The sequence below is a fragment of the Caulobacter sp. GW821-FHT09H08 genome (genome assembly GCF_059415885.1).
The window spans coordinates 347,544-371,692 of sequence record NZ_JBWKOC010000002.1; the positions used below are offsets into that span (position 1 = coordinate 347,544).

The 24,149-nt window shown below is 67.3% G+C and carries 26 protein-coding genes; 12 read left to right on the top strand and 14 right to left on the bottom strand.

Features of this window, described 5'->3' with window-relative positions; genetic code table 11:
- Window positions 1-10 precede the first annotated feature (10 nt).
- Window positions 11-1,495, top strand: coding sequence for a pectinesterase family protein (locus AC07NN_RS06895; RefSeq protein ID WP_494638866.1), 1,485 nt, complete (start codon window positions 11-13; stop codon window positions 1,493-1,495).
- An 85-nt stretch (window positions 1,496-1,580) separates the two neighbouring features.
- Here AC07NN_RS06895 and AC07NN_RS06900 read toward each other — a convergent pair whose 3' ends face one another.
- Window positions 1,581-2,003 (bottom strand): hypothetical protein, encoded by a 423-nt coding sequence (locus tag AC07NN_RS06900; RefSeq protein ID WP_494638868.1) that lies wholly within the window; start codon window positions 2,001-2,003, stop codon window positions 1,581-1,583.
- 108 nt (window positions 2,004-2,111) lie between these two features.
- Here AC07NN_RS06900 and AC07NN_RS06905 point away from each other — a divergent pair, with 108 nt between their 5' ends.
- Window positions 2,112-2,318, top strand: a complete 207-nt coding sequence (locus AC07NN_RS06905) for a hypothetical protein (RefSeq protein ID WP_494638871.1) — start codon at window positions 2,112-2,114, stop codon at window positions 2,316-2,318.
- 10 nt (window positions 2,319-2,328) lie between these two features.
- On the opposite strand, the gene AC07NN_RS06910 is transcribed toward AC07NN_RS06905, so the two are convergent.
- The 10 genes from AC07NN_RS06910 to AC07NN_RS06955 all read right to left on the bottom strand — a co-directional run bounded on the left by AC07NN_RS06910 (window position 2,329) and on the right by AC07NN_RS06955 (window position 11,175).
- Window positions 2,329-3,699, bottom strand: a complete 1,371-nt coding sequence (locus AC07NN_RS06910; RefSeq protein ID WP_494638873.1) for an amino acid permease — start codon at window positions 3,697-3,699, stop codon at window positions 2,329-2,331.
- Window positions 3,700-3,767: 68 nt separating this feature from the next.
- Entirely contained in the window at window positions 3,768-4,829 is a 1,062-nt protein-coding gene (dmpG, locus tag AC07NN_RS06915; RefSeq protein WP_494638875.1) for a 4-hydroxy-2-oxovalerate aldolase, read from the bottom strand.
- Entirely contained in the window at window positions 4,826-5,770 is a 945-nt protein-coding gene (locus AC07NN_RS06920) for an acetaldehyde dehydrogenase (acetylating) (protein WP_494638877.1), read from the bottom strand. Before AC07NN_RS06920 ends, dmpG begins: the two co-directional genes overlap by 4 nt.
- Entirely contained in the window at window positions 5,767-6,555 is a 789-nt protein-coding gene (locus AC07NN_RS06925; protein WP_494638879.1) for a 2-keto-4-pentenoate hydratase, read from the bottom strand. Before AC07NN_RS06925 ends, AC07NN_RS06920 begins: the two co-directional genes overlap by 4 nt.
- Entirely contained in the window at window positions 6,552-6,965 is a 414-nt protein-coding gene (locus AC07NN_RS06930) for a VOC family protein (RefSeq protein ID WP_494638881.1), read from the bottom strand. The genes AC07NN_RS06925 and AC07NN_RS06930 overlap by 4 nt, the downstream gene beginning before the upstream one ends.
- Window positions 6,966-6,970: 5 nt before the next feature.
- On the bottom strand, window positions 6,971-7,969 hold the full coding sequence (locus tag AC07NN_RS06935; protein ID WP_494638884.1) for an amidohydrolase family protein: 999 nt from the start codon (window positions 7,967-7,969) through the stop codon (window positions 6,971-6,973).
- Entirely contained in the window at window positions 7,966-8,514 is a 549-nt protein-coding gene (locus AC07NN_RS06940) for a 3-hydroxyanthranilate 3,4-dioxygenase (RefSeq protein ID WP_494638886.1), read from the bottom strand. Before AC07NN_RS06940 ends, AC07NN_RS06935 begins: the two co-directional genes overlap by 4 nt.
- On the bottom strand, window positions 8,508-8,942 hold the full coding sequence (locus AC07NN_RS06945) for a RidA family protein (RefSeq protein ID WP_494638888.1): 435 nt from the start codon (window positions 8,940-8,942) through the stop codon (window positions 8,508-8,510). The genes AC07NN_RS06940 and AC07NN_RS06945 overlap by 7 nt, the downstream gene beginning before the upstream one ends.
- Window positions 8,939-9,703 (bottom strand): 2-keto-4-pentenoate hydratase, encoded by a 765-nt coding sequence (locus AC07NN_RS06950; protein WP_494638890.1) that lies wholly within the window; start codon window positions 9,701-9,703, stop codon window positions 8,939-8,941. Before AC07NN_RS06950 ends, AC07NN_RS06945 begins: the two co-directional genes overlap by 4 nt.
- On the bottom strand, window positions 9,700-11,175 hold the full coding sequence (locus AC07NN_RS06955; protein ID WP_494638891.1) for a 2-hydroxymuconic semialdehyde dehydrogenase: 1,476 nt from the start codon (window positions 11,173-11,175) through the stop codon (window positions 9,700-9,702). The genes AC07NN_RS06950 and AC07NN_RS06955 overlap by 4 nt, the downstream gene beginning before the upstream one ends.
- A gap of 87 nt (window positions 11,176-11,262) precedes the next feature.
- Here AC07NN_RS06955 and AC07NN_RS06960 point away from each other — a divergent pair, with 87 nt between their 5' ends.
- On the top strand, window positions 11,263-12,228 hold the full coding sequence (locus AC07NN_RS06960; protein ID WP_494638893.1) for a LysR substrate-binding domain-containing protein: 966 nt from the start codon (window positions 11,263-11,265) through the stop codon (window positions 12,226-12,228).
- 16 nt (window positions 12,229-12,244) lie between these two features.
- On the opposite strand, the gene kynU is transcribed toward AC07NN_RS06960, so the two are convergent.
- The 3 genes from kynU to AC07NN_RS06975 are packed head-to-tail and all read right to left on the bottom strand — an operon-like array spanning window position 12,245 to window position 14,789.
- The gene (gene kynU, locus AC07NN_RS06965; RefSeq protein ID WP_494638895.1) at window positions 12,245-13,489 is read right to left on the bottom strand and encodes a kynureninase; all 1,245 of its coding nucleotides are present in this window, start codon (window positions 13,487-13,489) and stop codon (window positions 12,245-12,247) included.
- Between the two features lie 32 nt (window positions 13,490-13,521).
- Window positions 13,522-13,965 carry a VOC family protein gene (locus tag AC07NN_RS06970; RefSeq protein ID WP_494638897.1) on the bottom strand — a complete coding sequence of 148 codons (444 nt, stop codon included), beginning with the start codon at window positions 13,963-13,965 and terminating at the stop codon, window positions 13,522-13,524.
- Between the two features lie 17 nt (window positions 13,966-13,982).
- Entirely contained in the window at window positions 13,983-14,789 is an 807-nt protein-coding gene (locus AC07NN_RS06975) for an aspartate dehydrogenase (protein WP_494638899.1), read from the bottom strand.
- Between the two features lie 149 nt (window positions 14,790-14,938).
- Between AC07NN_RS06975 and AC07NN_RS06980 the strand changes: the two genes are divergently transcribed.
- From AC07NN_RS06980 to AC07NN_RS07020, 9 genes are all read left to right on the top strand, one after another.
- On the top strand, window positions 14,939-15,766 hold the full coding sequence (locus tag AC07NN_RS06980; RefSeq protein ID WP_494638901.1) for a sulfite exporter TauE/SafE family protein: 828 nt from the start codon (window positions 14,939-14,941) through the stop codon (window positions 15,764-15,766).
- Window positions 15,767-15,877: 111 nt separating this feature from the next.
- Window positions 15,878-16,789: a fumarylacetoacetate hydrolase family protein gene (locus AC07NN_RS06985; RefSeq protein ID WP_494638903.1), complete on the top strand. Its 912-nt coding sequence runs from the start codon at window positions 15,878-15,880 to the stop codon at window positions 16,787-16,789.
- Between the two features lies 1 nt (window position 16,790).
- Window positions 16,791-17,777, top strand: a complete 987-nt coding sequence (locus AC07NN_RS06990; RefSeq protein WP_494638905.1) for an ABC transporter substrate-binding protein — start codon at window positions 16,791-16,793, stop codon at window positions 17,775-17,777.
- Window positions 17,777-18,316 (top strand): VOC family protein, encoded by a 540-nt coding sequence (locus AC07NN_RS06995; RefSeq protein ID WP_494638907.1) that lies wholly within the window; start codon window positions 17,777-17,779, stop codon window positions 18,314-18,316. The genes AC07NN_RS06990 and AC07NN_RS06995 overlap by 1 nt, the downstream gene beginning before the upstream one ends.
- Complete coding sequence (locus AC07NN_RS07000) at window positions 18,313-19,062, top strand: ABC transporter permease (RefSeq protein WP_494638909.1); 750 nt, start codon at window positions 18,313-18,315, stop codon at window positions 19,060-19,062. Before AC07NN_RS06995 ends, AC07NN_RS07000 begins: the two co-directional genes overlap by 4 nt.
- Window positions 19,047-19,814, top strand: coding sequence for an ABC transporter ATP-binding protein (locus AC07NN_RS07005; protein ID WP_494638911.1), 768 nt, complete (start codon window positions 19,047-19,049; stop codon window positions 19,812-19,814). The genes AC07NN_RS07000 and AC07NN_RS07005 overlap by 16 nt, the downstream gene beginning before the upstream one ends.
- Before the next feature lie 13 nt (window positions 19,815-19,827).
- Window positions 19,828-20,643: an alpha/beta fold hydrolase gene (locus AC07NN_RS07010; RefSeq protein WP_494638913.1), complete on the top strand. Its 816-nt coding sequence runs from the start codon at window positions 19,828-19,830 to the stop codon at window positions 20,641-20,643.
- Complete coding sequence (locus AC07NN_RS07015; protein WP_494638915.1) at window positions 20,640-21,581, top strand: 2-hydroxyacid dehydrogenase; 942 nt, start codon at window positions 20,640-20,642, stop codon at window positions 21,579-21,581. Before AC07NN_RS07010 ends, AC07NN_RS07015 begins: the two co-directional genes overlap by 4 nt.
- A gap of 263 nt (window positions 21,582-21,844) precedes the next feature.
- Complete coding sequence (locus tag AC07NN_RS07020; protein WP_494638917.1) at window positions 21,845-24,148, top strand: TonB-dependent receptor; 2,304 nt, start codon at window positions 21,845-21,847, stop codon at window positions 24,146-24,148.
- Window position 24,149: the final 1 nt, after the last annotated feature.

Consider the following 24,149-nt stretch of genomic DNA (forward strand, 5'->3'; position numbering starts at 1 on the left):
GGGACTGATTGTGCGCACCATCTTCATCGCCTCGGCCGCCGCCGTCCTGATCGCTTCGCCCTGCATCGCGGCGCCCAAGCTGTTTCCGGCGGCCGGGGCCAGGAACGTCAACCCGGACACGCGTCTGGTGCTGACCTTCGACAGCCCGCCCAAGCTTGGAACAACTGGCAAGATCCAGATCTTCGACGCGGCCGACAACAGCCTGGTCGACACCCTGGACCTGGCCATTCCCGTATCACCGGTTCCGGACGGTCGCCCCAAGGGCGCGAACGGCGAGACCAAGGGGCCGACCCCGCCCAAGCCTGCCGGGCCGGACAATCCGGGCTTCCAGGCCAATCCCGTGGGCGGCGCCTGGTTCCACTACTTTCCGGTCGTGACCAAGGACCGGACGGCGACGGTCGTTCCGCACAACGGGGCCCTGAAATACGGGCGGACCTATGTCGTGAAGCTAGATCCGCAGGTCCTGACCACAGCCGACGGCAAGCCGCTGGAGACCGCCAAGGCCTGGACCTTCACGACCAAGGCCGCGCCGCCGAAGACGGGTGTCGACCGCGTGGTGGTCTCGGCCGACGGCAAGGGCGACTTCAACACGGTCCAAGGCGCGATCGACTTTGCGCCGGCGGCTTCGACCAAGCCCCTGACCGTCTTCATTCGGAACGGCGACTACCAGGAGATCGTCTATCTGAAGGGCAAGTCGAACCTGACCCTGCGCGGCGAAAGCCGCGCGGGCGTGGTCGTGCACTATCCCAACAACAGCGCCTTCAACCGCATCCGGCCGGCCTTCACGGTGACCGAGGCCAACGACGTGCAGCTGTCGACCTTCACCATCAGGAACGACTTCATCGGCCAGGCCGAGGCGCTGCTGCTGCGGGGCGACCGCAACGTCGTTGACCGCATGACCCTGAATGGTTCGGGCGACGCCTTCACGACCTACGGCTCGATCTACATGGTCGACAGCACCCTGACCGGCGACGGCGACACCATCCTGGCCTATGCCGCGCTCTACTGCCTGCGGTGCACGATCAAGTCGGTGGGGCCGTTCACCTGGACCCGCACGCCAAAGGGCCAGCACGGCAACGTCTTCATCGACTCGACCTTCCTCTATGACGACCGGCCGCTGCCGTGGTCGATCACGACCGCCAATCCTGAAGGCCGCAAGACGCCGGGCGTCCTGGCGCGGTTGCCCCGCAACGGCGCCGCGGCGACCGCCTACGCCAACTTCCCCTACGCCGAGATGGTGCTGATCGACTCCAGGACGGACGGCGTGCCGGAGGAGGGATGGGGACCGATCGAGGACCAGCCCTCCCTGGACTGGTCGACGTTGCGGCTGATGGAGTTCGGCACCAAGGACCTGAAGGGCCGGCCCGTCGATCTTGCAAAGCGCCACGCCGCGGTTCGCCGTCTGGACGCGGTCAAGGACGCCGAGTTAATCGGGCAGTATCGGAATCCAGAGTTCGTACTGGGCTGGAAGCCGGTCGTGCGGCCCGCGCCTTGAGCGTCCGGTTTGGCTGTTCCTTCGTCGCGATCGCGCGCGTTGGCCGTCAAGGTCGATGTCCGCCGTCGTGACGAAGCGATGCCGGTCAAGCTTGGGGCGGAGGATGGTGGGGACCGATCGCCTGGCCTCCGAGGTCGAAGCCGGCTTTGAGGAGCTCCCAGGTGGCTTGAACGAACCCGGTTTGAGGGACCTGCTCCTCGGTGCGGTCGCTGACACGGTCCCACGACGCGACCAGGGCTTCAGGCGTCTTTTCGTCGATGGGCACGTGAATCCCCCGCGTCATGGTGATGAAGGCCTGCTCGAAACCGCCCGCTCCGGCGCAGAGGATGGCGCGGGTCGGAGCACCTTCCGCCACCAGCGCCAGGACGCCGGGACTGACCGCACTGGGTGTGAGGGCCGCTAGCGCCGCCTCGGGCATCAGGCCTTCGAGCATGCGCGTGCCGGCCGAGGGCGCGAGGCTGTTGACCCGGATGTCGTACTTCTCGCCCTCGATGGCCAGGGTCTGCATCAGGCCGACCAGCCCAAGCTTGGCCGCGCCGTAGTTCGCGCCAAGCGGGCGGGTTCAGGCTCGGCGGTGGCGACGGGCGGCGTTCTGCCGTTCGCCTTCGAGGCCTCGATGATCCTGGGTCAGGCCACGGCCGCACGCCTGCCGGCGCTTGTCACGGTATGCCTGCAGGCAGCGATCTTCGCGGGGGCCTGCATCGCCACCTTCGTCGTCAGCCGACAGCGCCCCGGCGAGAACCCCGTGAGCTGGCTGGCCGAACATATCGCCGAGGTCTTCGCCGCGCTCGTCAAGGCGCTTCGCCGTCGGCGCATGGCCTAGTTCAGGGGTGTCAGCGTCGGCGAAGGCGATACGCGGCCGAGAGCGCCAGCAGGAAGGGCGCGCCGATCACCAAGGTCAGTCTGAACGGACCCGTGAAGAGGGTCGTGACGAGGATCGCCGCCATCAGGACAGCGCCCAGGAGGCTGGTCCACGGCGCGCCCCACATGCGGAAGGGGCCGTAGGGCGGGCGTTCCTGCCGGCGGAATGCCAGGTGGGTCAGGAAGATCAACAGCCACGTCACCATCGCGCCGCAGGTCGCGATCGAGATCATCACGGTGAAGGCCGTATCGGGGTTCAGCGTGTAGACCAGCGCGGCGATCGCCACGCCCAGCGCGGCGACGCCCAAGGCCTGCACGGGAACGCCTCGGGTGTCCAATCGGCCGAAGCGCGCCGGAGCGAAACCCGCCCGGGCCAGGCCGAACAGCATGCGGGTGGCCGTATAGAGTTGGCTGTTCATCGCCGACAGCGCCGCGACCAGGATCACGAAATTGACGACATGGGCCGCGCCGCCGATGTGGATCGCCTCGATCACGGTGACGAACGGGCTCTTTCCAGCCCCCGCCGCCGTCCAGGGAACGATCGCCAGCATCAGGGCCAGGGTGGCCATGTAGAAGACGACCAGGCGGATCAAGGTGACCTTGAAGGCGCGCACGACGGCCCGCTGCGGATCTTCGGCCTCGGCGGCGGCGACGGCGATCATCTCGATGCTGAAATAGCTGAAGATCGCCACGATCACCGCCACCCAGGTTCCCCAGAGGCCCTTGGGGAAGAAGCCGCCCTGGTCAGTGTAGAGGTGGAAGCCGACACCGGCCTCGCGGGCGGCTGGCGCGCCGAACACCCAGTAGGCGCCCAGGATGATGAAGCCGACGATGGCGGCGATCTTGATCAGCGAGAAGACGTACTCGACCCAGCCGAACAGGCTGACGCTGAAAGCGTTGACCGCGATCAGAGCCGCCGAGAAGCCGACGATCCACACCAGGCCCGGCACGTTCGGCAACCAGACCTTCATGTAGAGCGCCACCGCCGTCACCTCGGTGCCGACGGCCAGGATGATGCCGAAGAGGTAGGCGTAGCGGATCAGGTAGCCGGCGAACGGGCCGAGATAGCGCTCCGCCATGACGCCGAAGGAGCCCGCGCCGGGATGGGCCGCCGTCATCTCGGCGAGGCCGCCCATCAGCAGCAGGGCGATGACCGCGCCGATGGCGTAGCTGATGAGCACGCTGGGGCCGGCTAGGCCAATGGCAAAGCCGCTGCCCAGGAACAGGCCGGTGCCGATGGCGCCGCCGATGGCGATCATCGACAGCTGTCCCGCCGTCAGGCCGCGCTTCAGGCCGCCCTCGCGCGCGGCGAGCGCGTCGATCGATGGTCCGTTGTCGCTCATGTCCGCCCCAATTCGTACTCATGCGCGGCGATGATCTGAGTCATCGACGGCGTCCCCGCGTCAGTGTTTCAGGCGCGATCCAAAGCAACAACCCCGGCGGCTGCCGCGCCGCGCTTGACGAGGTCGAGCGCCACATCGGTGATCATGTCTTCCTGGCCACCGACCATGCGCCGCTGACCCAGCTCGACCAGGATGTCGCGGGTGTCGACGCCGTAGGTGCGGCTGGCCTGTTCGGCGTGGCGCAGGAACGACGAATAGACGCCGGCATAGCCGAGAGCCAGGGTCTCGCGGTCCACGCGGACCGGGCGATCCTGCAGGGGGCGCACCAGATCCTCGGCCGCGTCCATCAGGGCGTAGAGGTCGCAGCCGTGGTTCCAGCCACGCCGGTCGGCGGCGGCCAGGAAGACTTCCAGCGGCGCGTTACCCGCGCCGGCGCCCATGCCCGTCAGGCTGGCGTCGACACGGATCGCGCCCGACTGCACCGCCACCATCGAATTGGCCACGCCCAGCGAGAGATTGTGGTGCGCGTGGATGCCGCGCTGCGTCGTCGGATCGAGCACGCGGTCGTAGGCCGCGAGGCGATCACGCACGCCATCCATGTCCAGGGCGCCGCCGCTGTCGGTGACATAGACGCAGTGGGCGCCGTAGCTCTCCATCAGCTTGGCCTGCTGGGCCAGGGCTTCCGGATCGATCATGTGGCTCATCATCAGGAAGCCGGCGACGTCCATGCCCAGGTCGCGGGCGGCGGCGATGTGCTGGCGGGAGATGTCGGCCTCGGTGCAGTGGGTGGCCACCCGCACCGAGCGGACCCCCAACTTGTAGGCGTGCTTCAGCTCCTCGATCGTGCCGATGCCTGGCAGGAGCAGGGTGGTCAGGACGCTGTGTTCCAGCACCTCGGCCACCGCCTCGATCCACTCCCAGTCGGTGTGGGCGCCGAAGCCGTAGTTGAACGACGAGCCGTTCAGGCCATCGCCGTGGGCGACCTCGATGGCGTCGACCTTGGCGCGATCCAGCGCCTGGGCGATCCGGCGGACATGGTCGATCCCGTACTGGTGGCGGATGGCGTGCATGCCATCGCGCAGGGTGACGTCCTGGATGTAGAGCTTGGTCGTCTGCGGATCGAAGCTCATGGCGCGACCTCCAAAAAGCGGCGGCGGGCGACGATCTTTTCAGCCGTTGCCAGCGCCGCCGAGGTCATGATGTCCAGGTTGCCGGCATAGGCCGGCAGGTAGTGAGCCGCGCCCTCGACCTCGAGGAAGACGCTGGTCTTGGTTCCCGTGAACTGCCCGACGCCGGGAATGGTCACGGGGTTGTTCTGGCCGAAGTGCTCGAACTGCAGGGCCTGCTTCAGGCGGTAGCCCGGCACATAGGCGCGGACCTTCTCGACCATGGCCTCGATGGCTTGGGTGATCTCGTCCTCGGTCGCGCCGGACGACAGGGTGAACACCGTGTCGCGCATGATCATCGGCGGTTCGGCCGGGTTCAGCACGATGATCGCCTTGCCCTTGGCGGCGCCGCCGACCTGTTCGATGCCGCGCGAGGTGGTCTCGGTGAACTCGTCGATATTGGCGCGCGTGCCGGGGCCAGCCGACTTGCTGGCGATGGAGGCGACGATCTCGGCGTAGTGGACCGTGCCGACCGAGGCCACGGCGGCGACGATCGGGATCGTCGCCTGGCCGCCGCAGGTCACCATGTTGACGTTGGCGCTCGTGAGGTGGTCGTCGCCATTGACGACCGGGATCACGTAGGGACCGATGGCCGCCGGCGTGAGGTCGACGATGGTCTTGCCGGCGTCGGTGACGACCTGGCTGTGGCGGGCGTGCGCGCCGGCGCTGGTGGCGTCGAACACCACCTCGATTTCCGGCCAGACGTCCATCTTCACCAGGCCGTCGACCCCTTCGGCCGTCGTCGCCACGCCCATGCGGGCGGCGCGGGCCAAACCGTCGGACTTCGGGTCGACGCCGACCATGGCCGCGACTTCCAGCGTCTTGGAGGTGCGGCCGATCTTGATCATCAGGTCGGCGCCGATATTGCCGGGGCCGATGATGGCGACCTTGGTCTTGCCGCTCATGCGCGGTCCTCCTCGAAGCGGAAGCCGACGCGGCCCAGGCCGCCGATACGGGCTTCGACCCGGTCGCCGGGGTTGATGGCGACCATCGGGCCTAAGGCGCCGGTCAGCAGGATGTCGCCGGCCTTCAGCGGCTCGCCGACACGGGCGAGGGTGCGGGCGAGCCAGGCGGCGGCGTTCAGCGGATGGCCGAGGCAGGCCGCGCCGGCGCCCAACGAGACAAGCTGGTCATTGACCTCCAAAGCCATGCCGCAGGTGTAGAGGTCCAAGCCGTCGAGCGACTTGCGCTCCTGGCCCAGCACGAAGAAGGCCGAGGAGCCGTTGTCGGCCACGGTGTCGGCGAAGGTGATCTTCCAGTCGGCGATGCGGCTGTCGACGATTTCGATGGCGGCGCAGGCGTAGTCGGTGGCGGCGACAATGTCGGCGACTTCGGCGTCGGGGTTGTCGAGGTCGCGGGCCAGGACCAGGGCGACTTCCGCCTCGGCCTTGGGCTGCAACACGCGCGAGGCCAGCAGCGCGCCGCCATCAGCGATGGCCATATCCTCGAAGAGGACGCCGTAGTCAGGCTGGTCGACGCCCAGCTGAACCTGGACCGCCTTGGAGGTCAGGCCGATCTTGCGGCCGACGATGCGCCGGCCCTGGTCGCGCCAGACGCCAGTGTTGATCGCCTGGACGGCATAGGCCTGCTCGAAGTCGTCCGGCGAAAGGCCGTCGCGCAGAGGGGCGACCGCGCCCTGGCGGTAGGCGTCGCGCAGCCGTTTGGCCAGCGCGTCAACGGAGGCGCTCATGACTCGAACAGGCGGTCGGTGGTGGCGAAACCCTTGATCTCGATCGCGTTGCCCGAGGGGTCGCGGAAGAACATCAGGGCCTGCTCGCCGGCCTCGCCGACGAAGCGGCGTTGGGGCGGCAGCTCGAACGCCAAGCCAGAGGCGGTCAGGCGTTCGGCCAGGCTGCTCCATTGGCCCAGGGGCAGCACCGCGCCGAAGTGCGGCATCGGCACGGCCGTGCCGTCGACCTGGCCCAGGGGCTTGGGCTCGACGACGGGGCCCAGGTGCACCGACAGCTGGTGGCCGAAGAAGTCGAAATCGATCCAGGTCGGGGCCGAACGGCCCTCAGGGCAGCCCAGGACGCCGACATAGAACCGGCGCGCGGCCTCGAGGTCGGAGACGGTGATCGACAGGTGGAACGGGGTCGACATGGTTCTTACTCCAGGCCCAGGAAATGCGCGGCGTTCAGGCCCATCAGCTTGGCGCGCAAGGCGGGGGTGATGTCGGGTTGGTCGCGGATCAGCTGGCCCACGACCTGCTCTCCCAGCGGGAAGGGATAGTCCGAGCCTAGCACCACCCGATCCTCGCCCATGACCTTGATCAGCAGGGCCAGGGCGTCGGCGTTGAACACGGCCGAGTCGACATAGAAGCGATCGACATAGGTGGAGGGGAGGTTGGGACAATCTCCCCGGACGATGTCGCGATTGAGCCAGGCGTTGTCGACCCGGCCCAGCAGGAAGGCGAAGCTGCCGCCGCCGTGGGCGAAGCAGATCCGCAGCGACTTGGGCAGCCGCTCGAAAGCGCCCGACAGGATCAGCGACAGGATCGACAGCTGGGTCTCGGCGGGCATGCCGACCAGCCAGGACATCATGTATTTGGGCATCCGCTCGGGGGACATCATGTCCCAGGGGTGCACCAGCACGGCCGCGTTGAGCGAGGCGCAGTGCTGCAGGAAGGTGATCAGGCCTTCGTCGTCGAGATTGCGGTTGCCGACGTGATTGCCGATCTGCACGCCGACGTGGCCGCTGGCCATGGCGTGCTCCAGCTCCCGGCACGCCGCGTCGGTGTTCTGCAGGGGAACCTGGCAGATCGACTTCAGCCGCTTGGGATCGGTGGCGCAGATGTCGCGCGCCGCGTCGTTGAAGATCCGGGCGACTTGGCTGGCGTGCTCGACCGGTCGGCCGTAGGCGAACAGGACCGGCGTGGCGGACATCACCTGGATGTCGATGCCGTGGGCGTCCATCGCCTCCAGGCGCTTTTCGCCGCTCCAGAGGTCGTCCTCCACGGGGCGGAACTCCTTGTTCCCCACCATGATCATGCCGCGGCCGTCGCCATAGTGCTTCAGCCAGGGCCAGTCGGGCGTGCCGAAGCGAGCTTCGAAATCCGGCCACGTCTCGGGCAGGAAATGGCTGTGAATGTCTACTGCCAGCGTCATGTTTTTCTTGGTTTTTCGATGTGTTGGATTTTGCCGGGATGCAGCGCGCCGCATTGCTTGCAGGTGCGAAGCTCGTCGCTTTCGTAGAAGCGGCGGAACAGCGGCGGCAGGTCGTCGACGATGCTGGCCAATTGCACCTCGAACCGGTGCACGACCTCGAAGCACTCGCCGCAGTACCACTGGAAGGCGTCGATCAGGCCTTCGGGGCGCTGGCGCTCGATGACGAGGCCGATGCTGCCGGGGACCGGGCGCTGCGGGGAGTGCGGGACGTTCGGCGGCAACAGGAAGATGTCGCCGGCCTTGATCTCGACGTCCTCGGGACCGTCCTCGCCCCAGATCCGCAGCGTCATGTCGCCTTCCAGCTGGTAGAAGAACTCTTCCAGCGGATCGACATGATAGTCGCTGCGCGCGTTGGGGCCGCCGACCACGGTGACGATGAAGTCGGCGTTGGACCAGATCTGCGCATTGCCGACCGGCGGCTTCAGCAGATGCCGATGCTCCTCGATCCAGGCGGCGAAGTTGAAAGGGCGACCGTAGGTCAGCATGGCTCGTCTCCGTGGCGGATCGGCGCGTAGGCCGTCGCCTTAATCTCTATCAGGAGATGCGGATGAGGCAGCTGGTGGACGGCGACCGTCGTGCGGGCCGGGCCGGTTTCGTCGAAGAACTCGGCATAGGTTTCGTTGTAACCGCGGAAGTCGTTCATGTTGACGAGGAAGGTCGTCACGTCGACCAGGTCGGCTAGGCTGGAGCCGGCGTCGGCCAGGATCTCGCCGATGTTCTCGATCACGGCGCGGGTCTGGGCGCGGATGTCCAGGGTCGTGGCGCCGAAGGCGTCGACCTCGGCGCCGGCGAAGCTGTTGTCCGGCCGGCGCGAGCTGGCGCCCGACACGAAGATGAAGTCGCCGGCTCGCCGCCAGTGTGGGAAGCGGCCTCGGGGAACGGCCCGGCCTGGGATGACGCGCGCCTCGGTCATGCGACGTGAACTCCAACCTGGCCCAGCGGGCCGGCGTCCAGCGTCACGGAGACGCCGGACTTGAGGGCTTCGGCGGGGGTTGCAGCGCCCGCCAGGACGATCCAGCCCGGCTCAAGGGAAAGCCCGGCTTGGCCCGCCAGCCGCGCGGCGGCGCAAAGGGCGTTGAGAGGATCGTCCAGGATGGCGGCGGTCGAGCCCGACTGAACGGCGACGCCGTCGAAGGCCATGGTCATGGCGATGTCCGACAAGTCGGCCAGAGGCTCGCGCCACGCGCCCAGCACGAAGGCCGAGGATGAGCTGTTGTCGGCCACGACGTCGGCCAGGGCGAACTTGAAGTCGGCGTAGCGGCTGTCGATGATCTCCAGCGCCGGCGCGACCGCTTCAACCGCTGCGGCGGCCTCGGCGCGATCCACCGGACCCGACAGGCGACGGCTCAGGCGGAAGGCGACTTCCGGCTCGATGCGCGGGTGGACGAAGCGCGCCAGGTCCAGCTGACCACCCTCCGCTGTTTCCATCTCGTCGGTCAGGCGGCCCCAGATAACGTCATCGACGCCCATCTGCAGCGCCTTGGCGCGGCTGGTGAAACCCATCTTCACGCCAACCAGGCGTTCGCCCCGCGCAATCCGCAGATCGATCAGGCGGCCTTGCGTCGCGTAGGCGTCGGCCAGCGAAAACGCGGGATCGTCGTGGGTGATCTGATGGGTGGCGCGGGTGGTGCGGGCGGCCGTGTCGAGCCGCTCGGCGATCGCGTCGAGGGTCACAACTTCACACATATGTTCACCGGCTCGGAATAGAAATCGAGGGAGTGGGCGCCGCCTTCGCGACCGACGCCTGACAGCTTCACGCCGCCGAACGGGGTGCGCAGGTCGCGCAGGAACCAGTCGTTGACCCAGACCACCCCGACCTCCATGGCCCGCGCGACGCGGTGAGCGCGTTGCAGGTCGGTGGTCCAGATCGCGGCGGCCAGGCCGTAGCGGGTGTCGTTGGCGCGCTCGACGACCTCGCCCTCGCGATCGAACGGCGCGATGTGGCAGACGGGACCGAAGATCTCCTCCTGCACGCAGCGGGCATTATCGGGGAGACCGGTGAGGATTGTCGGCTCGATGAACGAGCCACCGTCGCGCTCGTCGCCGAAGTGGGGCGCGCCGCCGCCGGTGACGACGGTCGCGCCTTCCTCGACGGCCAGGCGGTAGTAGCTGAGCACCTTGTCGCGATGTTGATGCGAGATCAGCGGCCCCATGTCGGCGCCGTCGTGCGGGCGTCCGACCTTCAGGGCCTTGGCCCGCTTGGCCAGCTCGGCGACGAAGCGGTCGAAGATCGGGCGCTCGACATAGACCCGCTCCGAGCACAGGCAGACCTGGCCGCAGTTGGAGAACACCGAGCGCATCGTACCGGCCATGGCCGCCTCGAAGTCGGCGTCGGCGAAGACGATGGCGGCGTTCTTGCCGCCCAGTTCGAACGACAGCGGCTTCACGCCCTCGGACGCCGCCCGCATGATCGCCGAACCCGTCGCGGACTCGCCGGTGAAGGTGATGGCGTCGATGTCGGGATGGGAGACCAGCCACTCGCCGGTCGATCCGCCGCCGAAGCCATGGACTAGGTTGAAGACGCCGGGCGGGATGCCGGCCTCGTGCATGACCTCGGCCAGCAGCGTCGCGGTCGAGGGGGTCTCTTCCGAGGGCTTGGCGACCACGGTGTTGCCGCAGGCCAGGGCCGGGGCCAGCTTCCAGGTCAGCAACAGCAGCGGCAGGTTCCAGGGCGAGACCACGGCCACCACGCCCAGCGGCTTGGCGATGCTGTAGTTCAGCGCGCCCTTGCCGTCCGGGGTGTCGGTCATGAAGCTCGGCATCGACCGGCCTTGGGCCAGGGCCGCGAAAGCCCGGAAGTTGGCCGCGCCGCGCGGAATGTCGATCGTGGTCGCCTGGTGCAGCGACTTGCCGGTGTCGGCGATCTCGGCGGCGACGAAGTCTTCGTAGCGGGCCTCGATGCCATCGGCGACCTTGTTCAGCAGGGCCAGCCGCTGGGCCTGGGGCATGGTTCCCCAAGGGCCTTTCAAGGCTTGCCGAGCGGCCTGGACGGCGGCGTCGACGGCGTCGCGGTCGGCCAGAGCCACCTGGCTCAGGACCTTGCCGTCGACCGGATTGATCACGGGAAAGGACGTCGCCCCGGTCTCGAACCGGCCGCCGATATAGTTCGGCAAAGTGCGCGTCGCGAAGGGATATTGGGAAGTCATCGAGGGGACGTTAGGTCTTGCGGGTATAGCGCGAAAATAATATTTCAAAGCCAGGTTATAACCGTTCGATGATAGAAGGAGCCGCTGGTGGCGCAGTCCCCTCCAAGCCCGCAGGTGGTGGAAAGCCGTCTGCTGGCCCGGCTCAAGCTGCGGCAGCTGAAGCTGCTGATCACGGTCGGCGAGCAGCAGAACATCCTGCGGGCCTCGGCCATGCTGAACATCGCCCAGCCCGCCGCCACCAAGATGATCCGCGACCTGGAAGAGACGCTGGACATCCAGCTTTTCGAGCGCTCGTCGCGGGGCGTGTCCCTGACGCTGGCCGGCGAGATCGTCATCCGCCACGCCAAGCTGATCCTGGCCCAGGTGCGCCACGCCAGCGAGGAGCTGAGTTCGCTGGGGCAGGGGACCACGGGCAAGATCGTGGTCGGCACCCTGCTGGCGGCTTCGCCAACGCTGCTTCCCCGCAGCATCGTCGCCCTGCGGCGTGAGCGGCCCGGGATCAGCGTTTCGGTCGTCGAAGGCACCGACGAGCGCCTGATGCCGATGCTGCGCGTCGGCGATCTCGACATGGTGCTGGGACGGTTGCCGGAGTATCGCGACCGCGAGGGGCTGGAGCAGGAACTGCTCTACAGCGAGCCGGTTTCGATCGTGGCGCGGGCAGGCCACCCCCTGGCGGCGCGCGCCACGGTCAGCCTCAAGGACCTGCAGACCCAGGACTGGATCATGCCGCCGCCGCAGACTTCGCTGCGCCGGCAATTGGAGGATTGCTTCCGCAAGGCGGGCCTGGAACTGCCGGCGCGGACGGTGGAGTCGGTGTCGCTGCTGACCAACTATTCGGTGCTGCAGGCCTCGGACATGGTCGGCGCCGTGCCCTATCAGATCGTGGAGGCCCAGCCGGGTCTGGTGCGCCTGCCGATCGGGTTCGAGGTGGGGCCGAGCGCGGTCGGGGTGACGGTGCGGGTCAGCCCGCAGGTCTCGCCGGCGACGGCCTATTTCCTGAAGATCCTGCGTCAGGTCGCGGCGGACATCGAGGCGGCGCAAAGGGGCGGCTGACGCCGCCCCTTTAGTCTCAGGTCACGGCGTCGACGGCGGCGTAGGCCGGGTCGCGCCAGATCTCCTGCTCGACGATCTGGACCAGGCGGTCGACCGCGTCCCAAACATCGACGAAGCGCAGGTGCAGCGGCGCGAAGCCGAAGCGCATGGTCGACGGCGCCCGGAAGTCGCCGATCATGCCCCGCGCGATCAGGGCTTTCATGATCGGATAGCCCGAGGCGTGGTCGTAGGCGATGTGACCGCCGCGATCCGCAGCGTCGGCCGGGCTGCCCAGCGTAAAGCCGGCACCTGGCAGTCGCGCCGCCATCAGGTCCTGGAACAACTGCCCCAAGGCCCGCGACTTGGCGCGGATGGCGGCCGTGCCGGCGCGCTCGGCCAGGTCGAGACCGGCCTCGACGGCGACCATGCTGAGGATCGGCTGGGTGCCGGTCAGCATGCGGCCGATGCCCTCGGCGGGACGATAGTCGCGGTCGAAGGCGAACGGCGCGCCATGGCCCCACCAGCCGGTCAGGGGCTGGGCCGCCGCGCCCTGATGGCGACCGGCTACGAACAGGAAGGCCGGGCTGCCCGGACCGCCGTTCAGGTATTTGTAAGTGCAGCCGACCGCGAAGTCGGCCTCGCAGCCGTTCAGGTCGACGGGCATGGCGCCGGCGCTATGGCACAGGTCCCAGATGGCCAGGGCGCCGTGGGCATGGGCCTTGGCGGTGATGCCGGCCATATCCAGCACGTGGGCTGATTTGTAGTGGGCGTGGGTCAGGACGACAGCGGCGACATCGTCGTCGATGGCGGCGTTGATGGCGTCCTTCTCGGCGAAGCGGATCTCGTGACCCTTGCCCAGCGAGGCGACCAGGCCTTGGACCATGTAGTTGTTGGTCGGGAAGTTGCTGCCCTCCATGACGATCACCCTGCGGTCCGGGCGCAGGGCCAGGGCCGCGGAGACGACACGGAAGAGGTTCAGGCTGGTTCCGTCAGTGACAACCACTTCGCCGGGCGCGGCGCCGATCAGGTCGGCCAGGCGATCGCCGAGGCGATACGGCAGGGCGAACCAGCCGGCCTTGTTCCAGCTGGTGATCAATCCTTCGGACCACTCTTCCTGGGCCGACTGCGCGACCCGCGTCAGGGCGGCCTTGGGCGCGGGGCCCAGCGAGTTGCCGTTCAGGTAGACGACGCCCTCGGGCAGGGCGAATTCCTCGACGAAGGCGGCCAGCGGATCGGCGGCGTCCATCGCCTGAGCGGCGGCGCGGGAGAGGGTCTCGGACATGGCGTTCGTCATAGGCGCAAAGGCTTGGTCCGTCATGCCGGCGGCTTGCCCTTGTAGGTGTCGGTGCCGGCCCAGCCGCGTTCCGAGACGTCGATCATCACGTTCTCGGGGCCGGTCATCTTGTACTCGGCATTGTCCTTGTGCGGGTTCATGCCCAGGCCTTGGGCGATGTTGACGTCATGGCGCGGCGCGAAGCCCGAGTTCTCGAAGCGATCGACCACTTCGGCGATGTCGTCGCACTGGAAGCCCAGGTGGTGCAGGCCGGCGTAGCCCTCGGGGAACTCCATGCCGGCGGCGGGCCGGTTCTTGAAGTTCAGCAGGGCGATGTTGATGGCGCCGTCGGTGACGTAGTAGCCGCGCGCGTTGCGGCTATCGATCTTGCCGGCGATGGTCCAGCCCAGCACCTCGACGAAGAACTTCGAGGCGTTGTCCGGATCGTTCGAGGCGATGGCGACGTGCTTGAGGGGGACGGTCATGGGCGGTCCTTCTGGGATTAGCTGCCGACGCGCAGGGGCGCGGTCATGCCGCGCAGGGCGGCGATCAGGCTGAGGGCGGTGATCCGCCCGGTGCCGGGGTTCTCGTCGGTGGGAACGTTCTCGATTTCCAGCGCCAGGCGGGCGCTGTCGGCGTCGACCTCGATGCGGTGGCAGTTGCGGGTCTTGGTCGGGTCGGCCCAGATCTCGAGCTCGGTGCGATCGGGCCCGACGCCCGCCAGGCCCAGCGCCGCGGCGACATTGACGTTGGCGGGAAAGGCGCGCGCGCCCTCGCGGGCAGTGCCGGCGAACAGTCGCAGCGGCGCGTCGAGGTTTTCGAGGTCTATGTTGTTCTCGACCACGTACTTGGCGGTCTTCAGCGAGCGTGGCGGCTTGCGGGTGACCATGCGGACGGAGTGGATCTGGCCCTCGGCGGCGGCGCGCACGGCGTCGAAGCCGAGCAGGGCGCCGGTGGCCAGGATGATCCGCCCACCGCCAGCCTTGGCGCGGTCGACGAGGTCCGGGTGATCCAGCAGGGCCGCGCCGCTGACGGTCAGCAGCACGCGGCCGGCGGCCATGGCCGGATCGGCGATGGAGCGGAAGGCGGGCGTCGGCGCGCACTCCACGATCACGTCGCAGAGCTGGGCCAGTTCCTCCGGTGAGACGACCGGCGCCAAGAGGCCGAGACTGGCGAGCCTCTGCTCGGCGACGTCCTTGCGGCCGGCCGACACGGCGGCGAGCTTCATGCCAGGGATGTCGCCGACCAGACGCTGGGCGACGACGCTTCCGATAGTGCCGAATCCGGCAATGCCAATGTTCAGGGTCATGGTCCTTGGCTACCTCGGCTCTCTATGTCGGAAAAATAAGAATGGAACGCATCGCTATCACCGAAACGGAATACCGCCGGCGGTGATTGGTAGATTTCCCCGCCGTGAATTGGCGCTAGCGCGGAGCCAGTTCATTGGAGGGGAAAGCGATGACGATGGATATCTCGGCGATGGTCGCCATGGCGGCGGCGATGATCGCGGCCGGTCTGTTCGGCGGCGTGATCGCCGGCCTGCTCGGTGTTGGCGGCGGCATCGTGCTGGTGCCCGTGCTCGATACGGCCCTAGGCATGGTGGGTGTGGATCCGGGCGTGCGGATGCACTTGGCGGTGGCGACATCGCTGGCGACGATCATCCCCACCTCGCTGTCCTCCTCGCGCAGTCACCGGGCCAAGGGTGCGGTCGATGACGCTCTGATCAAGCGCTGGGGGCTGGCGATATTGATCGGCTCGATCAGCGGCGCTCTGCTGGCCGCGCATGTGAAGGGCGCTGTGCTGTCGGCGGTGTTCGCCACGGTCGCCTTCGTCGTGGCGCTGAAGATGTTGCTGCCGCTGGACGGCTTCACCTTGGCCAAGCGCGAGCCGCAGGGACCGGTCGGCCAGGTCGTACCTCTGGCCGTCGGGGCGACCTCGAGCATGATGGGCATCGGCGGCGGGACGCTCAGCGTGCCGATCCTGACCCTGTGCTCCTGGCCGATCCATAGAGCGGTGGGGACGGCGTCGTTGTTCGGCCTGCTGATCAGTATCCCCGGCACGATCGGCTATGTGATCGGCGGCTGGGGCGATCCGCGCCTGCCGTTCGGCAGCCTGGGCTATGTCAGCCTGGTCGGCTTCGCGCTGATCGCACCCTCGACCTGGATCGCGGCGCCCTGGGGCGCGGCGCTGGCGCACCGCTTGAGCAAGCGGCAGCTGGGCATGGCGTTTGGCGGCTTCCTGATGGTCGTGGCGATGCGCATGGCCTGGCGGGTCTTCATGGCCTGAGGCGTATAGGAAAATACGGAACCGATATTCCGAAACGGTAGATCAAAACCATCTAGCTATACGATTATCGTTCTCCCCAACGGGCGCACCGCCCGAAGGGGAGAATACCGCATGACGGCGCCTTGGTTCGCGATCGCCACCTACGAATCCGGCGAGGGTCCGCGCCCAGCCATTGTCGTCGACAGCGTGATGTTCGACCTGGCCAAGGTCCAGGCCGCCGTGGGGATCGACGCGGGGATCGACACCGTCGACGCGGCTCTGGCGGATTGGGCTAGGACACAGCCGATCCTGGCCCGCATCGCCGCCGGCGTCGCCGCCTCGGGCGTGGAGCCGCTCAGCGCCACGCCGCTGGCTCCGTTCAAGCCGCGCCGTCTGTTCTGCACGGCTTCGAACTTCGTCGACCACGCCAGCGAGATGAAGACCGCGCTGGCCGCCAAGGTCGACAGCGCGCCGTATGTCTTCCTGAAGTCCACGGAGTCGGTCGTCGGCGCCGAGGACGACGTCGTCATCCCCTGCCACGTCACCCAGGCCGACTGGGAAGTCGAATTGGGCGTGGTGATCGGCCGCGAAGGCCATCGGATCTCAGTCGAGAACGCCCGCGACTACATCGCCGGCTATGTCGTGTTCAACGATGTCTCAGCGCGCGACCAGATCGCCCGCACCGACTTTCCGTTCAAGCACGACTGGTTCCGCAGCAAGAGCTACGACACCTTCAGCCCGCTCGGTCCGTGGCTGGTGCCGGACGCCTGCATTCCTGATCCGATGAACCTGGGCCTGCGGCTCAGCGTCAACGACGTCAGCATGCAGGACGGCTCCAGCGCCGAGATGATCTTCAATATCTACGAGCAAATCGCCTATCTCTCGACCTTCGGAAAGCTGCGGCCGGGCGACCTGATCGCCACGGGCACGCCGGCGGGCGTCGGCAAGGGCCGGGGTATTTTCCTGAAGCCGGGCGACCGGATGACCGCCTCGATCGAGCTGATCGGCGCGATTTCCAACCCGCTCGTCGCGGAAGGCGCCTGAGATGGGGCGCTTGGGACTTCTGGCGGCGGTTTGCTGCGCGGCGCTGGCCCTGGCCGGCTGCCACGACAAACCGGCCAAGACGGACGGGACCGCCGTCACCTTCAACATGTCGTGGCTGCCCCAGGGCAGCATGGGCGGGGTGATCGCAGCCATCGACAAGGGCTTCTACGCCGAGCAGGGCCTGACGGTAAATGTCACCCGGGGCTTTGGCGGCGTGCGCACGGTCAATGAGCTGGACCAGGGCATGTTCCAGTTCGGCTATGGCGACCCGGTCTCGGTCATCCTCAACCGCTCGAAGGGCGGCCACGTGAAGATGGTCGGGGCGATCAACACGCGCTGGCCAGCCGCGCTCTGCTACATCGTCGAGCGCCACAAGATCGACAAGCCGCAGGACCTGGTCGGCCTCACGGTCGGCGGCGGGCAAAGCTCGGCCATGCAGGTGGTCGTGCCGGCCTGGCTGAAGCGCAACGGCGTTAACGCCGCCCGCGTGAAGATGATGCAGCTGGACCCGGCGGTGATCGTCACCTCGCTGGTCGAGGGCAAGATCGACGCCGGCGAGTGCTGGCGCGGCAACAGCCTGCCGTTGTTCCGCAAACGCGCCGCCGAGGCCGGCCTGACCCTGGGCGTGCTGCCCTACGACCGCTTCGGCCTGGATATCTACGGCAGCGGCGTGATGGCCAGCGACGCCACCATTGCCAAGGATCCCGAGCTGGTCCGCAAGTTCCTGGCCGCCACCTACAAGGGCTATGCCTGGGCCGGCGACCATCCCGACGAGGCCGTGGCCTTGCTGGTCAAGCGCTACCCTGTCCTCGATCCCAAGGTCACCCGCGAACAGCTGCTGGAAACCCGCGAGCTGATGGCCGCCGGCCGGCGCTTCGACCCCGCCCGGATGGACGGCGCGGTGACCTTCCTGAGCCAGGCCTATGGCCTGCAGAACCCGCCGGCCGCCGCCGACGTCTTCACCAACGATCTGCTGGAGCCGCGCTGATGTATCGCCCCAAGCCCATGAAGCTGGGCCACCTGGTCCTCAAGGTCCGCGACGTCCAGGCCTCGATGGCCTTCTATCGCGACGTGGTCGGGCTGGAGGTCTCGGACTGGATCGACGATCGCATGGTGTTCATGCGGGCCGGCATCGATCACCACGACCTGGCCCTGCTGCAGATGACGCCCGACGAGATCGCCGCGCACGTTCCGGGCAAGTCTATGGTCGAGCACTTCTCCTACCAGATCGCCGACGTCGGCGAGATGTCCGAGATCGCGGCCATGCTGCAGGAACGCGGCGTCGAGATTGATCGCGGCATCGGCAAGCACGGCCCCGGGGCCAACTGCTTCCTCGTGTTCCGTGACCTCGACGGCAACAATGTCGAGTTCTACTGCGACATGATCCAGGTCGGCGAAGGGCATCCGCCACACGAAGCGCGGACCTGGGACGGCAAGGACCTCTTCACGTTCGATCGCTGGTCGCTGGACCGCTTCGTCGTGCCGCCGCCGGCCCGGATCACCAAGCTGCTGGACGGCCCCAAGTGAAGGCGGGCGCTTCCAATCCGCTGGTCACGGTTCTCTTTTTTGTCGCGCTGGCCGCCCTGTGGGAAGGCGCGGTGCGAGGACTGGGGATCAAGACCTACCTGCTGCCGCCGCTCAGCGATGTGGCCACGGCCTTTTGGACGGCGCGCGGGCCGCTGCTGTCCAACGGTCTCGTCACCCTGGGCGAAGTGGTCAGCGGCTTCGCCCTGGCGGCGATCCTGGGCGCGGCGCTGGCTGTGACCGTCCACGTCGCGCCGCTGGCGCGGGCCACGGCCTATCCGCTGCTGGTCGCCTTGCAGAGCGTGCCGAAAATCGGCCTAGCGCCGCTGATGGTCGTCTGGCTGGGCTACGGCTTCAGCGCCAAGATCGCCATGGCCTTCCTGTTCGCCTTCTTCCCGATCCTGATCGGGGTGCTGGGCGGCCTGGCAGGCGTGCCGGCGCATCTGGATGAGCACTTCCGGGCGCTGGGCGCCTCGCGCTGGACCACCCTGCGGCGGCTGCAACTGCCGGCGGCGGCGCCCAACTTTGTCGACGGCTGCAAGGTGGCCATGCCGCTTGCGGTGATCGGCGCGATCGTCGGCGAGTTCGTCGGCTCCAACAACGGACTGGGCAACCTGATCCTGACCGCCACCGGCTCGGCCCAGACGGCCCTGAGCTTCGCGGCGCTGATCGCGGTGACCCTGCTGTCCCTGGCCCTGTTCTACATGGTCGAATTCATCGGAAGGCTGGTTTGGTGGCGCACGATCTGACGGCGGTCCGCATCGCGGGCGTCGCCAAGTACTGGGGCGGGCAGGGGGGAACCCTGGCCCTGGATGAGCTGGACATCGAGGTCCGCGACCAGGAGTTCGTCTCGGTCCTCGGCCCCTCGGGTTGCGGCAAGAGCACTCTGCTGCGGATCCTGGCCGGCCTGACCGGCTATGACAAAGGAACGGCCTCCCTGTTTGGCGAGCCGGTGGGCAAGCCGCGCGACGATGTCGGGGTCGTGTTCCAGACCTCCAACCTGCTGCCGTGGGAAACCGTCGAGGCCAATCTGCGCCTGGCCGTCGAGGTCCGGCGTGGCGCCAAGGCGGCTTCGGCCATCGACATCGCGCCGATGATCAAGACTCTGGGCCTGGAAGGCTTTGAGACGCGCTATCCGCACGAGCTGTCCGGCGGCATGCGCCACCGGGTGGCCATCGGCCAGGCCCTGATGTTGTCGCCGCGCATGCTGCTGATGGACGAGCCGTTCGGAGCGCTGGACGCCCTGACGCGCGATCGGCTGAACATGGAGCTGCTGCGCATCTGGCAGGAGGACCGCAAGACGGTGGTCCTGATCACCCACTCGATCGCCGAGGCCGTGCTGCTGTCGGACCGGGTGCTGGTCGTCAGTCCGCGCCCCGGACGGATCATCGCCGACATCGCCATCGACCTGCCGCGCCCGCGCGATCCGGCCACCACCCGCGCCCTGCCGGCCTTCGCCAGGCACGTCACCGAGCTCAGCGGCCTGATGGGTGTCATCTGATGGGAGTGATCTGATGCCGATCCTGACGATCGACAACGACGAGTTCTACTACGAGGACCACGGCGAAGGCCCCGCCATCGTGCTGGCTCACGGCGTGGGTGGCAATCACGCCAGTTGGTTCCACCAGGTCGAGACGCTGTCGCGCTCGTACCGGGTGATCACCTTCGATCATCGGGGCTTTGGTCGGTCCAGCGACGTGGCTGGCCTGGGCCGGAGCGGCTTCGTTTCGGATTTGGCGGCTTTGCTCGACCATCTGGCGATCGCGCGTGTGGTCCTGGTCGGCCAGTCGATGGGCGGCGGTACCTGCCTGTCCTTCGCGGCCGCCTATCCCGAGCGTTGCGCGGCGCTGGTCATGGCCTCCAGCCTGCACGCCGTGCTGGAAGACGCCGAGGTCGCGCCGATCATGGCGGCCGCGCGCGAGGCGACACGGGACCTGTCGCAGTTGGAGCGTGTGCTGGACGCGGCGTTCCGAGCCGAGCAGCCCACCCAGGCGCGGCTCTACGCAGCCCTGGCCAGCTTCAACCGCACCGACCGTCACGGCCTGACGGGCGAATGGCCGAGCCTGGTCGTGCCCGAGGCCATTGGCGCGGGCAAACGTGTGCTCTTCATGGCTGGGTTGGCCGATCCGATCTTCCCTATCGAGGCCATCCGCGCTGTGCAGGCTCGGACGCCGGATTCCTTCCTGGTCGAGTTCGACGGCGGCCACTCGATCTTCTTCGAACAGCCGGCCGCCTTCAGCGACAGCCTGCTAAGCTTTCTGACCGCTTGCGGCATCCGTGGGATTCGTCGTTCCGCGCATAGCAACGCCCCGGGATATGTAGCGTCATGACCAAGAAACCCGTCCTGCTCTTCGCCTGCGCCGGCATCGACGAGGCTGCGTGGCTGTCGGCCCTGAACGCCGCCTTGCCGGACGTCGAGCTGCGGATCTGGCCCGAGACGGGCGATCCGGCCGAGATCGACTACGCCTTGCTGTGGAAGCGCCCGGCCTCGATCCTGGCCGGGCTGACCAACCTGCGCGTGCTGTTCTCGATGGGGGCAGGGGTCGAGCTGCTGCTGGCCGATCCCGAACTGCCCGCCAACCTGCCCCTGGTGCGAATGGTCGATCCCAGTCTCGGCGAGGGCATGCGCGAATACGTGCTGCACCGGGTCCTGCACTATCACCGGCGCATGCCCGAGCTGGCCGCCGCCCAGCGCGAGCGCGCGTGGAAGCCACTGGTCTGCAAGGCGGCCCGTGATCAGCGGGTGGGGATCCTGGGCCTGGGCGAGTTGGGGCGTTCCTGCGCGGCGGCCCTGGTCGCCCTGGGCTTCGACGTGGCGGGCTGGAGCCGAACGCCCCGCGACTTGCCGGGCGTGACGACCTATTCCGGCGACGAAGGCCTGAAAGCGATGTTGAGCCGCACCGACATTCTGGTCTGCCTGCTGCCGCTGACCCCGGCGACCGAGGGCGTTTTGCGCAACTCGACCTTCGACGCCATGCCGTCTGGCGGCTTCCTGATCAATGTCGCGCGCGGGCGTCACCTGGTGGAGGGTGACCTCTTGACGGCCCTTGATGGGGGGCGGCTGGCTCACGCGACGTTGGACGTTTTCCGCGAGGAGCCACTGCCGCAAAACCATCCGTTCTGGGACCACCCGCGTATCGATGTCACGCCCCACTGCTCGGCCCTGACGAGCCCGGTGACGGCTGCCCGCACTTTGGCCGCGAACATCGCCCGCGACGTCGCCGGCGAGCCTATCGCGGACCTCGTTGATCGAAGCAGAGGTTACTGAAATTATTGACGTTTCAGGCGATTTCGACGCCCGCGCCGCGAGAGTGGCGCGGGCGCTCGCGTTTCCCGTGATCACGTATCGGCGTTATGTCGTTTCGAATATAGTGGAACATGACAATATTATTATTCAGCTATGAGAGCGGTACGTAGCCTCAACCCATCTCCGGAGCATTTCCGGAGGCCGTTCGAGGAAACCGTATGGGCCCAGAGAGGCGCGACGGGAGGCGAACGGCGGCCCGCTTGGGGGGCATGAGGGGATAGAAAATGAAGCTTTCGAAGACTGACCGTCGCCGGATCTTGCTGGTTGCCAGCGCTGTTGCCTTGGCGCTGCCCACGGGGGTGCTGGCCCAGGAGCAGAACGCGGCGAACGAGAACCTCATTCAGGACATCGTCGTCACCGCCCGCAAGCGCGAGGAGCGCCTGCAGAGCACCCCGGTCTCGGTGGCGGCGTTCAGCGCCGAGACACTGACCAAGCAGGGCGTGGACGAGTTCTCGGAGATCGCCGCGCGCGTCCCGGGTTTCACGCTCAATCCCGACAACATTTCCGAGCCGAACGTCTTCCTGCGCGGCATCGGCACCGACATCGAGAGCGCCGCGTCCAACCCGGCCGTCGGCTTCTTCCTGAACGACGTCTACCTGTCCCGCGCCCAGGGCACGGCCATGGAGCTGTTCGACCTCGAGCGGGTCGAAGTGGTGCGCGGCCCGCAGGGCACGCTGTACGGCAAGAACGTGGTCGGCGGGGCGATCAACTTCGTCACCAAGAAGCCGACCCAGGACACGACGACCAGCGTCGAGGGCACGATCGGCAACTACAAGACCGTCGAGCTGAAAGCGTCGATCTCCGGCGGCCTGACCGAGAACCTGTCCGGCAGCCTGTCGGCCTCGGCCCGCTCGCACGGCGGCTACGCCTACAACACCTATACGAAGTCCGACATGGAGGACCTGTCGGCCTTCGGCGTGCTGGCGCAGCTGCGCTACCAGCCGTCGAGCGATCTCGACATCCTGCTGACGGGCGATCTGACCCGTCACAGGGGCGGCGGCCACTGGATCGACATCCAGATCCCGTCGGCCCACAACGTGCCTTTCGTGAACAAGGACCCGCGCCGCGGGCCCAACAATATCGACGGCAAGCAGGACGCCGATCTCGGCGGCGTGCACCTGAGCGTCGATCGCGACCTCGGCAAGGGCCGTCTGTCGTCGATCACCGCCTATCGCGAAGCCACCTTCAAGGCCCACAACAACGACGGCGGCAGCTTCATCGACTTCACAAAGCTGGCCTACACGGCCGATGGCCGCGTGAACTTCTTCGCGATCAACCGCGCCCTGTTCAACGACGACTACTACATCAACGACAAGGACGAGACGGCCAAGACCTTCTCACAGGAGCTTCGCTACGCCTCGCAGCTGGACGGCCCGTTCAACTTCATGGCCGGCCTCTACTACCTGCATGAGGACATCGATCGCACCGAGAACGCCGAATACATCTTCGTCGACTATTTCGCCCAGGGCTCGGACATCGCCCAGACCCGCATGAAGTCGAACACCTATGCCGCCTTCGTCGAAGGCAGCTACGACTTCACCGACACCGCCGGGATCACCGCCGGCGTGCGCTACACCAAGGACAAGAAGAAGTTCTCGGCCTATCGCGAGACCATCGGCGACTTCCTGGGCGCGGACTTCGAGGACGACGCCGGCAAGCCGACGAAGAAGTTCTCGGCCAGCGACAGCGACACCTGGTCGGCCTGGACGCCGAGCGTCAACCTGCACTGGCAGGCGACCCAGGACATCTACACCTACGCCCTGGTTTCGAAGGGCTACAAGAGCGGCGGCTGGAACGGCGAGAACGCCACCAACCCCGGCGAGGCGCGTAACGCCTACAATCCCGAATACGCCTGGAACTACGAGCTGGGCTTCAAGTCCGATTGGCTCAATCACCGTCTGCGGGCCAACGTCACCGGCTTCTTGACCAAGTACACGGATCTGCAGACCCAGCAGTTCGTGATCTTCGATCCCAAGCTCCCGGCCGACAACGTGATCGCCAACGCCGGTACGGCCCGAGTGAAAGGCATCGAGCTGGAGACGATCCTGGCCCCGGTGCGCGGCCTGACCCTCTATGGCAACTACACCTACATGAAGGGTGAGATCACGGGCGACCTGATCTCGACGCAGCTGGCCTACAATCCGGCCTGCTTCTGTAGCGTGCCGATCCCGACCAACCTGAAGGGCAACCCGCTTCGCCGGACCCCGAAGAACAGCTTCAACGTCGGCGGCAATTTCGAGCAGCCGATCGACGACAAGCTGAACCTCTTCGTGCGAGCCAACTACAGCTACACGGGCAGCTTCGAGTTCGACAACGAGACCAACCCGCGCACTCACCAGCCGTCCGTCGGCCTGTTGAACGCCAGCGTCGGCTTCGGCGATCAGGACGGGAACTGGGAGCTGGCCCTGTGGGGCAAGAACCTGGGCGACAAGCTATACGAAACCGGCAAGTCCGACGTCATCGGATCGGTGCTGGTCTCGTACGGCGCGCCGAAGACCTACGGCCTCACCCTGCGCTGGAAGCACTGAG